We start from the raw sequence: 14,400 nt of genomic DNA, 5'->3' as shown, positions 1-14,400 counted from the left end.
GTCCGGTCATTTATTCAATTAAACTACACCATGCATTCAATACAGTTCTTATTCCTCCATCATGACTGTACTAGTTGCTTCTAAAATAAATAGCTCCTGGCTATTGATTACCGGCTCGCCTTCTTTACGTTCCTTATATCGAAATTTTCCTGTTGAATCTTGAACACGAGCCTTTACATTATCAGCTAGTTGTGTTGAAAAAATATGCATTATTCGTTGTTTAATTTCAGCAGAATAGATTGGGAATAGTATTTCCACTCGACGCACCATATTCCGAGTCATCATATCGGCTGAAGATAAATAAATTTTATTTTCTCCGTTATGATGGAACCAATAAATGCGCGAATGCTCTAAGAATCGACCGACGATACTAGTAACCGTAATATTTTCACTAATGCCTGGTATACCAGGTCTCAAACAACAAATACCTCGTATTAGTAATTCAATTTTAACACCATTTATGGAAGCTTCATACAATTTCATAATTAAATCTTTGTCAGTTAACGCATTCATTTTTGCACGAATGAATCCATTTCCATATTTTTTATGAAACTCAATTTCTTGATCAATCATTTCAATAAATTTATCACGAATATCATAAGGTGATACGACAATATGGTGGAACCTAGGCTTTTCCGTATAACCACTTAAATAGTTAAAGAAATTCGTTGCATCTATACCAAACTCTTTATCCGTTGTAATAATCCCCATATCGGTATATGTTTTAGCTGTCGCATCATTATAATTCCCTGTTCCTAAATGGACGAAACGCTCTATTTTTCCATTTTTCCGTCGAACTACAAGGGTTATTTTTGAATGGGTTTTTAAGTTATGCATTCCATAAATCACAAGGCAACCTGATTGTTCCAGCTCCTTCGCCCAATGCACGTTGTTTTCTTCATCAAAACGTGCTTTTAACTCTACTAAAACTGTCACTTGTTTCCCATTTTCAGCCGCTTGTTTTAGAGCTTGAATAATCGGTGAATTACCGCTTACTCGATATAAAGTCTGTTTGATTGCTAACACTGTCGGATCATTCGCCGCTTCTGTAATAAATTCCACAATAGGCTCAAAGGATTCATATGGATGATGAAAAAATAAATCCTTTTCTAGCGCCTTTTCGTAAATATCTTCATCAGACTCTAAATCTAATGGACGTTGAGGAATAAAACTTTCATATAATAAATGCTCTCTTCCTTGAGACAACTTCTTCACAAAACTAAATAAAAACGTTAAATCAAGAGGGCCATCAATTTTAAAAACATCGGATTCACTAATTTCAAATTCTTCTAATAAATATTCTAAAACGTCATCATTCATTTCTCCATCGCGAACTTCAAGACGGCTTCCAATTCCCCATTTTCTTTTTTTCAATTCCTTTTCGATTTCAACGAGTAAATCTTGAGCGCCTTCTTCATGAATTGTTAAATCAGCATTTCTCGTTAATCGGAAAGCCTGTACCGATTTCACATTATAGCCATAAAATAGTCGATCTACATGTGAAGTAATGACATCTTCTAATAGAACAAATACTTTTTGATCAGGGCCTGCGGGTACTTCAATAAAGCGATCTAATACAGATGGGACTTGTATAATAGCTACTTTTTCGTTAAACTCGCTTAACACTTTTGTATCTTCTAACAAAACAAGCAAGTTTAACGTTTTTCCAAGTAATGTAGGAAAAGGGCGATAAGCATCTACTGCTATGGGTGTTAGTACAGGGAAAATGGTTTCTTCAAACATTTCATTGATATATTGCTGCTGTTCTTTCGATAATGATTTGATATCTGTTAAGTAGATATTTTCCTTTGGCAATAGCTCGAATATTAAATGACGAAAAACTTCCATTTGCCTACGAACAAGCGCTTGTGTTTTTTCAGCAATTTTCTCCAATTGTTCCTTGGGCGTTAAGCCCGCTTTATTTTCCGGTTTATGAAATCCCGCGCGAACTTGGTCTTGAAGTCCAGCCACACGCACCATAAAAAATTCATCTAAATTCGAACTAAAGATTGCGATAAATCTCAACCGCTCCAGTAATGGATTTGTTTCATCTTCCGCTTCTTCTAATACTCGTTCGTTGAATGCTAACCAACTTAATTCACGGTTATTATAATACTCAGGTTTCGATATTTCATCCAATATTTTCCTTCTATCAATATCCGTTAATTTATGATTATCTATAAGATTTTCCCTTTCAGGAGAGTTCAGCCCTGTTTCATCTGTCATTACTCATTCCACCCTTCATAGATTAACTCAATTTTTACCCTCTTCTTAAATAATCGTTCAATATGCTTCTTTTGGCTTTGTGCTCGATGGATTTCTGCCACTGCACGCCCTTTCGCAACAACAAATAGAGTAATGATATCCTTTTCTTGTAATTCCATTTTAATACTTTTTACGATATTTCTTTTTGAACTATTTAAGGAATATACAAATTTTAATAAAGCACCGAAATTCCGCAAAATTTTTAACTCTTCACGGGTAAACCATGTCAGAAACGGTTGACTAAGACGTCTGAAATAATCTCGGTTTTTATAAGATGCAAGCAATGCAATTTTTACCCGATTTTTATGGTTTAATCCGGGAATAGATTGATTGGCAATTAGATAAAAAGTGTGTTGATTCGATGAATCTAATTCGATATAATCTCCAATTGAAAATACTCTTGCTGCTTTTTTTAGTAAATTCAGATGTTCTTCATTAAATTGAAATAAGTTCCATTTACAACTTTCTATATATATATTCTCTATCAATGTAACTAATGTACCTACTTCAGCCTCCGTTCTCCCATATTTGAATGCTAGATGATTCGCATAATCTTCAAATACGTTAAAGGGTTGAAAAACTTCAGGATTCGATTTCATCACGATATCCATGATTAACCCTTCCCGCAATCCTCTTTTACTAATGTAAAATGAATTCGAATCCACAACTTCCATTAAAGTTTTAAAAATGACTAAAGCAATTTCAATAATGTCCGCTCGATCGGAAGACAATCCATCAATTTGCTTTAATTGTTCAAAAGATTGTTTTCCTAAGTAACCACTCAAATTTTTTAGCGTTTCTTCATTCATTTCATAATGATGGACGCCAGATATCGGATAATCAATTAGATGCTGATGAATTTGCGCGAGATTTCGAGCACTGCCACCAATCCCCACAATTGGTAATTTAACATTTTTTAACCATGCTACATTTTCAAAATATTTCTTTATATTTTGATATAGTTGATATTTTTCCTTTTCGTTTATTTTATCACCGGTAACAAAACTTTGTTTTAACGATACAGTACCAAAAGGAAAACTTATAGAATGTTGTAATTCTTTATTTATAAACAACGTAATCTCCGTTGAACCTCCACCAATATCAATTGTAACGGCAGAAGGGATCTCCATCGAATGAACGACTGCTAAATATCCGAAATAGGCTTCCTCATCTTCCGATAATAAATCGATTTTTATGCCCGTATCTTTTTCCATTTGTAAAAGGATTTCTTGATTATTTTTTGCTTGTCGAATAGCAGCTGTTGCAGCAGCCTTTACGGTCGTCACACCGTAATCTTGCATTATTTCCTTGAACGAAATTAACGTATTTTTTAATACCTCAATGCCTTTTTCAGACATATATCCATCAGTTTGAATATATTTCCTTAGCCTAGCAACCGTTTTCATATTTCCAATTTCACGTAATCCTTTTTCATGACTATATCTGTATAGCACTAGGCGAATTGTATTCGAACCGATATCTATAACCGCCATGTTTACTTCATTCACCGAATAAAATCCCTACTCTCTATATACGAATTCTAAGTTTAAGAATATTTTGTCATATGTTTAATGTTGGTTCAACGAATAAAAATTAATCAAAAACGTCGGAGCCTTTAAAGGCATCCGACAAATGTGAATTGAAAAAAAGCTATTGAATTGATGGATACCTAAAATTGTGCTATGTTACAAAATCAATTCATCAATTTTTAAAATTAAATCTCCAATTTCAGGTTTCGAAATTTGATCATCTGCACCAACTCTTTCCCCTTTATGGCGAAGATCATCGGTAATTAAACTTGAGAAGATAATAACCGGTAACTTTTGTAGCTCTGAATGAGTTTTTATTCTTTTTGTTAAATGGTGTCCATCCATTTGTGGCATCTCAATATCCGTTACCACTAATTGTACATGCTTCGTAATATCATCATTCGTTTCTAATAAGTGTTCCAGATATTCAAAAGCTTCTTTACCATTCTCAAAAAACTCTAAATTAACATACCCTGCTTCTGTTAATGTATCATTTAACAATTTACGCAATAATGGTGAATCTTCTGCCACGATGATTCTTTTTTCTGATCGTTCTCTCTTTCCAAGTTTCTTTACAGAATCCATGCTAATTCCGGAATCTGGATTAATATCAACCATTATTTTCTCAAAATCAAGTAATAATATCATTGATTCACCTATTTTAATGACACCGATAACTTGGTTAGAACTTCCTTGATACATATCTGAAGGCTTTTCAATTTGATTCCAAGAAATACGATGTATCTGTGTAACATTATCCACATGGAATACCACTTTTTGTTTATTAAATTCTGCAACAATATATTTTTGCTGATCACTATAAGAGGCATTTGGTATTCCTAACACTTTCAACATATCGACAACCGGTAATACTTCTCCTCGCAACTGGACAATTCCCTCTATATGCGGATGAGCATGAGGAATAAATGTGACAGGAAGTGGCTGTATGATTTCTTTTACTTTTATTACATTGATTCCAAATTTATTATTTCCTACTTCAAATTCAACAATTTCTAATTCGTTGGTTCCTGATTCTAGTAAAATACTTTTTTGCTCCATCTATCATCATTCCTTCCTATATAACTAAATATAATAATATAACTTTTCTATAAATTCAGATAGTAATAATTTAAATTTAATGTTGCTCCTGCTGTACTTGCAAATGAACAATTAAACCAATAATCGTTAATACAATTAAAGAACCTAAAGCAATTCTTGATGCAAGGGGTCCATAATCCTTTAGCATGAACGTCACCGTTCCATATAACGCTGGGCCAATAATAGAAGAAACTTTTCCTGAAAAAGCAAACAAACCGAAAAATTGACCACGTTTTTCCTCCGGTGATAATTCAATAATCAATGTTCTAGAGGTTACCCACATGGAACCAAGTGACACACCGAACATGCTTCCCGCAATCCAAAACATCCATTCTTGTGTAGCACATACCGCTATTATTAAAGCGATAATCATAATGATGCTTACGATTGCAACAGCTTTTCGGGCACCAATTGCTTTTGTAATGTTGCCAAAAATGAAAGACCCAATCACAGTAGATATGGTACTTACTAAATATAAAATTATAAATTTCCCAGAAGTAAAACCAACAATCACTGTTGCGTAGACTGCCATCATCGCTATTGTCGTTGCAATGGCGTCGTTTAAGAAAAAGTAAGCAATCATGAAAGTAAAAATTGCTTTATATTTTTTCATATCTTTAAAAGTATCGACAATTTCTTTATATCCTTTAAAAAATCCAAACTTTTTTCTTTGATGTTTAGGGATTGGGCGATCTTTAATAAAGAAAAATAATGGTAAGGAAAATATAAGATAAAGAATTGCCGTTGGAATAAAAGCTCGATGAAAACCACCATCAGCTACGAAAAAGTATATCGATAACCCTACTATCGTTCCTAAATAACCGACAGCTACACCAAATCCTGAAATTAATGGTATCTCTTCACTTGTGCCAAGATCTCCTAACATCGTGTCATAAAACACTAAACTGGAATTAAAACAAAATTTTGCAATGATAAAACTAAGAACAACGAAACACAAACTGAGGGGCAATCCTGAAAAATAACTTGAAACATCCAGTTGAGCAAAAATTCCCATCATAAATGTAAAAAATATTGAGATAGATGCAAACCAAACGATAAATCTCTTTTTATAACCTGTTTGATCAATCCAAACACCATAAAGCGGAGAAAAGAGCACCAAAAAGAGACTTGCAAAAGCATTGGCGTAAGAAATAAAGGAGCTTGCAACCTGTTCCATCACTCTATCTGTTCCAAGCACTTCATCCATATAAAAAGGAAAAAAAACCGTATTAATATTGGATGAAAAAATCGTATTCGCAAAATCGTACAATGCCCATGAAAGAATTGGAAGGGAACAATATAATGCAAATTGATTCCTCTTCCTCAGGTTTTGGCCTTTAATCAAAAATATCGCCCCTATCAGTTTAAAATTGCCACTCAGACATTGTAGTATTTAATTAACGCTTGAGTTCCCAAATCACCATACCCTTTGTTTAACAACGTCTCATACATTTCTTTCGCCAAATGTAAACCTGGTAAATCTAATTCCATTTTTTCTGCTTCTTCCAAAGCAATTTTCATATCTTTAATAAAATGTTTAATATAAAAGCCTGGTTCTAGATCGCCTTTTAATATACGTGGTCCCAAATTTGATAATGACCATGAGCCAGCAGCTCCTGATGAAACCGACTCTAACACTTTATTTAAATCTAATCCTGCCTTCATTCCATATGCAATGGATTCACACACGCCAATCATGTTCGTCGTTATTAATAATTGATTGCACATTTTTGTATGTTGACCAGAGCCAGCTTTTCCTTGAAAAACAATATTGGAGCCGAATAATTCAAAAATTGGCAACATTTCTTTAAAAACTTCTTCATCGCCACCTACCATAATGGATAATGTACCATTTCTTGCACCTATATCTCCCCCAGACACCGGTGCATCAAGACTCATTATTCCCTTTTCTTTCGCTGCCTCATATATTTTCTCTGCAAGGCTCGGCTTTGAAGTCGTCATATCTATGAGAGTCGAACCTTTTTTTGCTGTTTTGAAAATGCCATTATCTCCAAAATACACATCTTCAACATCTTTAGGAAAACCAACCATTGTAAAAATGATATCCTTGTTTTCAGAAGCAAGGGCAGGTGTATCAGCCCAAGTAGCTCCAAGGTCAATTAAAGGAATTGCTTTTTCCTTCGTACGATTATATATCGTGACTTCGTATCCCGCCTTCAATAGATGCTTTACGATACTAGTTCCCATAACCCCTGTACCGATAAATGCAATCTTTTTATTAAACATAATTCCCCAACACCCCTGTATCATTATTAAAAATATGCATATTTTACACTTTCTTGTAATGTACCATATAAATGGGCAATTGTTGATATGTAATAAAAAAATTGTTAATACATAGACAAAAAAAGAGCAGCAAGATACGCTGCTTGAAAAGGGGGAAAATGAGAATGTTGCTGTGTTCAAAAAATACTATTGCCAATTGCATGATTTTTTATAACAAAAAATTGAAAAAAATTATTTTTTCGTAATAATCAATGGGGATTTTTCATGCTTTTGATATTGATTTAAAATCTGGTCCAGTTGTTTACTTAATCGAATCGTTTTTGGTGATTGCAGGCCATTTTCTAAACCTGAACGAATCATTTTTTCCCGAACGTACTCCAAATGTAGCTTCAATCTATCCATACTTCTAATCCCCTCTTTCATATAGAAATGGGTGGAAGTAGTTTTTTGTTATGCACGCGGTGTATCTGAATAAGTATAAATGACCCTTCCACCTTGTTTTGCTTCACCTCTAAAATGTTTAAACTTTTCATCATTCACAAGCACTTCACGAAACTGCAAAAATTCCTCTTTTGTAATTTCTATACTTTTTATTTCCCCATTTTTTAACTTTTCAATCATATCTTTGTAGTTATTCATAAATATTTTACCTCCTACTTCTTATATTTTCGAAATTATTCTAAAATCACTTTACATTTGTTCTATTATCATGCAAACTAACTTCATAGTAACTGATAGAGGAGGGGCACGCCAATGAAAATAGCAGAAGTGGGAGATATTATTGAATTTAAGGATGGACTTCGCGGAATGGTTGAAAAAGTCAATGATAATTCAGTAATTGTTGATTTAACAATTATGTCGAACTATCGTGACTTAGATTTGGAAGAAAAAACCGTCGTTAATCATAAACGTTATAAAATCGTAAAGTCAGTAAATGATTTTAAATAAAAAAACTTCCCCTTTTCATTTGTAATTGATGATAGGGGGAGTTTTTTTTGATATTATGATAACAAAGGAGGCAAGTAACATGAAATTTTCAAAACAAATGATTGTACTCCTTCTCTCGCTTGCTTTCATCTTTATAAGTATGTATTGTTCCTTCGAAGTAAAAAAAATCTTCTGGCATTTATATACTTTTACTCTCCTCGTCGGTACTGCAATCTCCATCCTTTTTGGGAAATTCAAAGATGAACTCCCAACTTGGAAATATATCCTATTTGGTATCGGATTCGGCACAATTACTTATGGCATCATCCGACTTGGTTATATGTTGCTTAAGTTTACAGACAGTAGTTCAATAAAAACGATTCGCAAATTTTTAGAAACATATGGTCCGAATAATATTTGGCATTATTTATTGCTCATTTTTATCATTGTCGTCGGTGAAGAATTGTTTTGGCGCGGCTACGTTCAACATGCACTCAAACAATATGTTTCTCCAGTAATTGCTTGCATCATGACTAGCTTATTATTTGCATTGGCAATATCATTGAGCGGTTTTATCCATGGTGTCATTTGCGCATTCATTATATCCCTAATATTTGGGTTTTTATACGAATGGAAGAAAAGTATGCCATTAGTCATCGTTGCGCATGAAGTTTTTGTTTTGCTGTTATTTTTAATATTGCCTTTTATTCATTATTAAAAAAAATGAAACTTCCTTCGTTCCATATTCGTTTAATCAAAAAGGAGGTAGAGTAAAATGAAAAAGAAACTACAACTATTTATTTCAGTAACTCTATTAATGTTCCTTCTCGCTGCTTGTGGAACAACAAATGGACAAAATACGGAGTCAGATCAAACAACAGCAGATTCGGAAAAGGAAATAGAAAATGTTGAAGATGAAGAGACAACAGAGAATGGAGCACAAGACGAAGAAACAAATCAGCCTGAAAATAAAATTGAATACACATCAAAAGGTGAAGTGTATACTCATGAAACCGCAGTTGTAGAAGAAGAAAATTATACAATACAAATTTTAGAAGGGTATGAACTCACAAAAGAAGAACCAGGAAAAGAAGTTCTTTTTCTCCAAGATAATGATGCCATCTCCATGCGTATTGAAGTGTTTCCAAAAAATGCTTCATCATATGATCATCTCGTAAAAAGTACAGAAGAATGGATGGCAGCCATCAACGAATACAAACCATTGGATATTACTGAAGCGGTTAATAAACATCCGGAAATTACTAATTTTGTTGCATTTATAACTACCATTGAAAATGATGAAGTCGTTGGAATCGTTTACGAAAAAAATAATATTCTAGTTCGTTTATCTGTTTTTGATCAAAAAGATTACGATTTAAAAGACGCACTCATCAAAATGGGGTTAACAATTGAAGAAAAATAACTTATCTCTCTAAAATTAGGTGGAGGATAATATTACAATAAAATAAAAAATTTTTTGAAGTTAATTATACAATTCAAACGAGCTGTTCGTCTTAGCGAACAGCTCGTTTTTAATAAGACAAATCTTTAATCGATAAACCTAATTTTTTCAACAATTCGATTGCTATTTCTTTTTCACTTGGTGTTAACGCGTTCATCAATTCATGTAAATTTTTCTCATGCTCTGGAAATATTTCTTCCATAAATTTATCGCCTTCTTCAGTTATCTCTGCATATGTGACTCTCCTATCAGAAGGACAAGATACCCGTTTAATCAAACCTCTTTTTTCAAGTTTATCAACAACATATGTGATAGACCCACTTGCTAACAAAATTTTACTTCCAATTTTTTGTAAAGGTTGTCTTCCCTTATGATATAACAATTCCAACACAGCAAATTCAGTTGGATTTAAACCTTTTTGTTGAAAAAACTGATTTGTCACTTCATTAATCGCTTTATTTGCTCTTGATAACACAATATACAATTTTAACGATTGTTTCATCTCATTTGACGGCAAGACAAATCATCCTCTTTTTTCTATCTATATAAAAGCATTATATCTATTTGAGAGAAGATTTGTCAAAGTCGTGCCTATACAACTGGTAATGAATTAACTTCCTGGGTAGTCAACCATTTTTTCAGTTGGCTGTCGTTGTAATAAATCTTAGTATAACCCTCGGTATAATTTGGAAATTCTAAAATAAACGTAGATCCTACACCGACAGTACTTTTCACAACAATCTTCCCTTGATGTTCATCTACCACTTTTTTTACAAGACATAGACCTAATCCTGTTCCTTGTTCCTTTGTTGTAAAAAATGGCGTAAATAACTTGCTTAAATTTTCTTCAGGAATTCCTATCCCTTCATCTTGTACCGAAACTTGAATTTTATTGTGGACATCCTTTAATTCAATTGTAATCGTTCCACCTTTTTTCATTACTTCAATGGCATTTTTCACTAAATTAATGAACACTTGTTTTAACTGATTGACATTCCCCAATATCGTGGAATTGCAATTGTCTTCAGAATTTAATTGAATAATCACATTGTTCGAGTATGCATGTGGTTGCATTATTTGAACAACTTCTTTCAAAATTTGTAAAAGCGATACCTTTTCCTCAATGGCCTTACTTGGTTTTGACAAATAAAGCAATTCTGAAAGAATGGATTCCATTCTTTCCATTTCAGATTCCATTACATGTAAATATTTTTTTCCTTCTTCGGTTGTATTATCTTTCAACAATTCAACAAAACCCTTCAATGATGTTACAAGATTTTTTATTTCATGGGTAATGCTTGCCGACATCCTACCCATATTACTTAACCGTTCTAAATCTCTCATATTTTGCTTTAGTTTTACATTTTCCGTATTATCAATAACTGTCATTACATACATATCTAAATAATAATTGTATTTGCAGTTTAGTGTTAAATAAACCTCTTCTTCATTATTTAAATGGGAAATTTCCAACGTTGCTTGTCCATATTTTTTTAAATCAGACAGGAATTGTAATTTATTATTTTTATAGTCATGATATTTTGAGAGAAAAGATTCCAGTGACAAGTTTAAACCTTTTTCAACATCAATCTTTAATAATTCAACCGCTTGAGAATTTATTTCAAAAATCTGATCTTCTTTGAAGAATATGATGCCATAAGGCAAATCATTAAGAAAACCTCTACTGCTCACTTGAAACTTCTTTTTTTCATCATCACTTAATATTTTTAAAAATACTAAATTCTCCTTTTGGATAAACATTCCCAAAACTTTAATTTCCTTAAAAGATGAATCCTTATTTTTAATTTTAAATGAAGAGAAGGAAAAACTCTCTTGTCTAATTCTTTTTAAAAATGAATACCAACGTGATTGAGATAGTTTATCCATGGAAAGGGGCTTCCCAACCTCCACAGCTAAGTTCAACAATTCGGCTGCTTTTTGATTGATTGACTCAATTTTACATGAGGTGTCTAAAATAAGCACTGGATCATTATCATATTGGACTAATTCTTCCAAAAAAGGCAACATTGTGGCACTTTTCATTAAAATACACCAATCCTTCCCCTCAATCTTAAATTTCTCTTATTATCTTTTCTATCTATATATAATTTGCTAATTTTTAATTTTATAAAATTTTCTTAATTTAAATTTTGTACAAAATTATTTCATAAAACAATTCAGAATAAAATGGGTATAATATATCTATTTTCTAATTTTAACCAATACCGGATATCAATTTTGCATTTTTTTAAGTAATTTGGTTCTATTATTAATTCACTTATTCGATTATAATAGATTACTAATTACTACTTCCCTTATTTTGTATATTCTTATATTTTTTTGAAAAAACCTTTTTTTACAAAACATATGACAAAAAGGACAAGGATATTCATATTTTTCAGAAAAGTTTTAATAATAACTTCTAATACGACAGCATAGAAAGAAAAAAATGGTCAATTCGACTTATCATTTAGTCACCCAATTTGGTATTTTGCTGAACAAAATGGCATATTAGCTTTTATACTCTTTAATAATAATTATTGAAAAAAAATTCACCACTTTCATTTTAAAAATGGTGAATTTTTTTAGTTTATTCACTTGTTCAACTCATTATCCAATAATTATTCGTTCTTCTGGGTACCGATATTTTGGAGTTTGGGCCTTTCCTCCCAAAGTAAATAAAAATGAAATCAACCCGACTCTTCCTATGAACATGAGGGTCATAATGACCAATTTCCCTGCAGTTGATAATTTTTCAGTAAGTCCAAGAGACATGCCACATGTTCCGAATGCAGATGTTATTTCGAAAATAATTTGTGTAGCAGTTCCATGGGGTTCCGTCACTACCAATATCATCGTCGAGATCATGACCATAAAGAAAGCTAAAATGATGACTACAAAGGATCTCAAAATATCATCCATACAAATTTCTCGACCAAACACTTGAATTTCTTTTCTTCCATTTGCGAAATTAATTAAAAATAATATAGCTATTGCAAATGTGGTAGTTCGAATACCCCCACCAACAGAACTTGGCGAAGAACCGACAAACATTAAAAAACTAAGAAAGATATTTGTCGCCTCATTAAACATCCCGATATCCATTGTCGTTAAACCAGCTGATCGTGTAGAAACAGAGTGAAACATAGCAACAAAAATTTTTTCATGCCACGATATACCTTTTAAAGAATGAAATGATTCAATAAATAAGACAACAAGTGTACCTAATATAAACAATCCCCCATACGTTACGGTCGTAATTTTAGTAAACAAACTAAAGCGAAATGCGGGATTCTTTTTCATTAAAAAATGTTTCAATTCCACTAATACCGGGAATCCAATGGCTCCGAGTACGATTAATATCATCGTAATAAATTGAACAAAATAATCGGAATAAAATGGTTCAAAGCTATGACCCGTAATATCAAAGCCGCTATTCGTCGTAGCAGAAATTGAAGCAAAAATGCCATGTTTAAAGGCCTCTGACCATGACTCAAAATACCTTTTAAAATGAACGCTTAAAATAAGTGCCCCTAATGCTTCAATAATAAATAAAATTTTCACAATTTCTTTCAGTAACCGAACAACCCCTGCAAGATGATGTTGATTAAAATCAATCATAATCAACTGTCTTTCCCGCATCCCGATTCTTTTCCCTATCAATAACCAGATAAAGGTGCCGATAGACATAACACCAATCGCACCTAATTGAAGAATAATCAATAAAACAATCATTCCAAAATTAGTGAAAGTTTCCGAAATATCGAACACCGTCAATCCTGTAACACTGATTGCGCTGACAGCAGTAAACAGCGTATCAATAATTGATACTTCTTTTCCATCTTTATAGACAGCAGGGATTCGTAATAACAAAAATGATATTAATATAGCGATAAAATAAAATGATACTAGCAGTTGAAATGGCGTTATATTTTTTATTCTCTCGGACATATTTGCCATTCATTTCGCCCTCTTTATTGTCGAATAAACTTTTTATTAGTATAAGAAAAATTTTATATAAAATAAAGAGGAACAGCTGCTAAAACTGCTCCTTCCTTACTTTAAATTTCTTTTGTTTTTTGTTTTTTATTTTTTACCATGCTAACAAACCATCCACCAATTGCAATGGCTAATAAAACGCCCCAGAAAGTAAGTTCCCAAGGGGTTGAATGCGGGAATTCATGTGGCAATATGCCAACTTTTTGATGCGATAATGTTAACACCACTAACTTCACTCCGACCCATCCTACAATTAAAAAGGCAGCAGTTTCAAGTTCAGGATATTTATTTAATATTTTCACAAAGGCTTGCGCTGCAAATCGCATTAAAATCAAGCCAATAACACCACCGAAGAACATAACAGCAAATTGTCCTCCGTTAATGCCACCGATATGGAAGTCACCAACTTCTGGTAAAGTTACTGCAATTGCAACAGCAGCAAGCATTGAATCTACCGCAAAGGCGATATCTGCAATTTCTACTTTTAATACAGTTACCCAAAAGCCTTTGCCTTTTTGTAGATGTTCATCTATCTTCTCTTTTTCATTCTTAAATTTCTTCTCGTAAATATTTTTAATGGCAATAAACAATAAATAAGCTGCACCAATCGCCTGAATTTGCCAATAATTCACTAATATTGTAATTAAGAATAATGCTGTAAAGCGGAAGATGAACGCACCAAATAATCCGTAAAATAGCGCTTTTTTCTGTTTATCTGGTGGTAAATGTTTTACCATAACGGCCATTACAACCGCGTTATCTGCAGCCAATAGCCCTTCTAAAACGACGAGAACGACTAAGACCCACAAATATTCCAAAATAATTGCTTCCACTAATAATTCCTCCTTAAATTTTTTATGCCCAACTTGTAAC

14 protein-coding genes are annotated in these 14,400 nt (G+C 32.8%); 3 read left to right on the top strand and 11 right to left on the bottom strand.

Annotated elements, in window-relative coordinates:
- Positions 1–48: 48 nt before the first annotated feature.
- The 7 genes from NST98_RS17020 to NST98_RS16990 all read right to left on the bottom strand — a co-directional run bounded on the left by NST98_RS17020 (position 49) and on the right by NST98_RS16990 (position 7,778).
- Entirely contained in the window at positions 49–2,226 is a 2,178-nt protein-coding gene (locus NST98_RS17020; protein WP_340715624.1) for an RNA degradosome polyphosphate kinase, read from the bottom strand.
- Positions 2,226–3,773 carry a Ppx/GppA family phosphatase gene (locus NST98_RS17015; RefSeq protein WP_340715623.1) on the bottom strand — a complete coding sequence of 516 codons (1,548 nt, stop codon included), beginning with the start codon at positions 3,771–3,773 and terminating at the stop codon, positions 2,226–2,228. Before NST98_RS17015 ends, NST98_RS17020 begins: the two co-directional genes overlap by 1 nt.
- Positions 3,774–3,950: 177 nt before the next feature.
- On the bottom strand, positions 3,951–4,853 hold the full coding sequence (locus NST98_RS17010) for a chemotaxis protein (RefSeq protein ID WP_016838268.1): 903 nt from the start codon (positions 4,851–4,853) through the stop codon (positions 3,951–3,953).
- A 76-nt stretch (positions 4,854–4,929) separates the two neighbouring features.
- Positions 4,930–6,237, bottom strand: coding sequence for an MFS transporter (locus NST98_RS17005; protein ID WP_340715622.1), 1,308 nt, complete (start codon positions 6,235–6,237; stop codon positions 4,930–4,932).
- Between the two features lie 32 nt (positions 6,238–6,269).
- A complete protein-coding gene (locus NST98_RS17000) occupies positions 6,270–7,139 on the bottom strand; it encodes an NAD(P)-dependent oxidoreductase (RefSeq protein ID WP_340715621.1) in 870 nt (289 codons plus the stop codon).
- Positions 7,140–7,370: 231 nt separating this feature from the next.
- The gene (locus tag NST98_RS16995; protein ID WP_016838265.1) at positions 7,371–7,541 is read right to left on the bottom strand and encodes an aspartyl-phosphate phosphatase Spo0E family protein; all 171 of its coding nucleotides are present in this window, start codon (positions 7,539–7,541) and stop codon (positions 7,371–7,373) included.
- 48 nt (positions 7,542–7,589) lie between these two features.
- The gene (locus NST98_RS16990) at positions 7,590–7,778 is read right to left on the bottom strand and encodes a hypothetical protein (protein WP_016838264.1); all 189 of its coding nucleotides are present in this window, start codon (positions 7,776–7,778) and stop codon (positions 7,590–7,592) included.
- Between the two features lie 114 nt (positions 7,779–7,892).
- Between NST98_RS16990 and NST98_RS16985 the strand changes: the two genes are divergently transcribed.
- From NST98_RS16985 to NST98_RS16975, 3 genes are all read left to right on the top strand, one after another.
- Positions 7,893–8,087: a YkvS family protein gene (locus NST98_RS16985; RefSeq protein WP_016838263.1), complete on the top strand. Its 195-nt coding sequence runs from the start codon at positions 7,893–7,895 to the stop codon at positions 8,085–8,087.
- Positions 8,088–8,166: 79 nt separating this feature from the next.
- Positions 8,167–8,784 carry a CPBP family intramembrane glutamic endopeptidase gene (locus tag NST98_RS16980; protein WP_016838262.1) on the top strand — a complete coding sequence of 206 codons (618 nt, stop codon included), beginning with the start codon at positions 8,167–8,169 and terminating at the stop codon, positions 8,782–8,784.
- A 57-nt stretch (positions 8,785–8,841) separates the two neighbouring features.
- Complete coding sequence (locus NST98_RS16975; RefSeq protein ID WP_340715620.1) at positions 8,842–9,489, top strand: hypothetical protein; 648 nt, start codon at positions 8,842–8,844, stop codon at positions 9,487–9,489.
- A gap of 109 nt (positions 9,490–9,598) precedes the next feature.
- Here the strand turns inward: NST98_RS16975 and NST98_RS16970 are convergent, their stop codons facing one another.
- The 4 genes from NST98_RS16970 to NST98_RS16955 all read right to left on the bottom strand — a co-directional run bounded on the left by NST98_RS16970 (position 9,599) and on the right by NST98_RS16955 (position 14,360).
- Entirely contained in the window at positions 9,599–10,030 is a 432-nt protein-coding gene (locus NST98_RS16970) for a MarR family transcriptional regulator (RefSeq protein ID WP_172597915.1), read from the bottom strand.
- 89 nt (positions 10,031–10,119) lie between these two features.
- Positions 10,120–11,571, bottom strand: a complete 1,452-nt coding sequence (locus NST98_RS16965; protein ID WP_340715619.1) for a PAS domain-containing sensor histidine kinase — start codon at positions 11,569–11,571, stop codon at positions 10,120–10,122.
- 567 nt (positions 11,572–12,138) lie between these two features.
- On the bottom strand, positions 12,139–13,488 hold the full coding sequence (locus NST98_RS16960; protein ID WP_340715618.1) for a TrkH family potassium uptake protein: 1,350 nt from the start codon (positions 13,486–13,488) through the stop codon (positions 12,139–12,141).
- A 101-nt stretch (positions 13,489–13,589) separates the two neighbouring features.
- Positions 13,590–14,360 (bottom strand): TerC family protein, encoded by a 771-nt coding sequence (locus NST98_RS16955; RefSeq protein ID WP_340715617.1) that lies wholly within the window; start codon positions 14,358–14,360, stop codon positions 13,590–13,592.
- Positions 14,361–14,400: the final 40 nt, after the last annotated feature.

Source organism: Ureibacillus sp. FSL W8-0352 (assembly GCF_038004345.1).
Taxonomy (GTDB): domain Bacteria; phylum Bacillota; class Bacilli; order Bacillales_A; family Planococcaceae; genus Ureibacillus; species Ureibacillus thermosphaericus.
This window is presented reverse-complemented; position numbering and strand designations above follow the sequence as displayed.

Coding starts and splice junctions, on each gene's coding strand:
- NST98_RS17020 (WP_340715624.1), bottom strand. CDS start 2,226: ATGACAGATGAAACAGGGCTGAACTCTCCTGAAAGGGAAAATCTTATA.
- NST98_RS17010 (WP_016838268.1), bottom strand. CDS start 4,853: ATGGAGCAAAAAAGTATTTTACTAGAATCAGGAACCAACGAATTAGAA.
- NST98_RS17000 (WP_340715621.1), bottom strand. CDS start 7,139: ATGTTTAATAAAAAGATTGCATTTATCGGTACAGGGGTTATGGGAACT.
- NST98_RS16995 (WP_016838265.1), bottom strand. CDS start 7,541: ATGGATAGATTGAAGCTACATTTGGAGTACGTTCGGGAAAAAATGATT.
- NST98_RS16990 (WP_016838264.1), bottom strand. CDS start 7,778: ATGAATAACTACAAAGATATGATTGAAAAGTTAAAAAATGGGGAAATA.
- NST98_RS16985 (WP_016838263.1), top strand. CDS start 7,893: ATGAAAATAGCAGAAGTGGGAGATATTATTGAATTTAAGGATGGACTT.
- NST98_RS16980 (WP_016838262.1), top strand. CDS start 8,167: ATGAAATTTTCAAAACAAATGATTGTACTCCTTCTCTCGCTTGCTTTC.
- NST98_RS16975 (WP_340715620.1), top strand. CDS start 8,842: ATGAAAAAGAAACTACAACTATTTATTTCAGTAACTCTATTAATGTTC.
- NST98_RS16970 (WP_172597915.1), bottom strand. CDS start 10,030: ATGAAACAATCGTTAAAATTGTATATTGTGTTATCAAGAGCAAATAAA.
- NST98_RS16965 (WP_340715619.1), bottom strand. CDS start 11,571: ATGAAAAGTGCCACAATGTTGCCTTTTTTGGAAGAATTAGTCCAATAT.
- NST98_RS16960 (WP_340715618.1), bottom strand. CDS start 13,488: ATGGCAAATATGTCCGAGAGAATAAAAAATATAACGCCATTTCAACTG.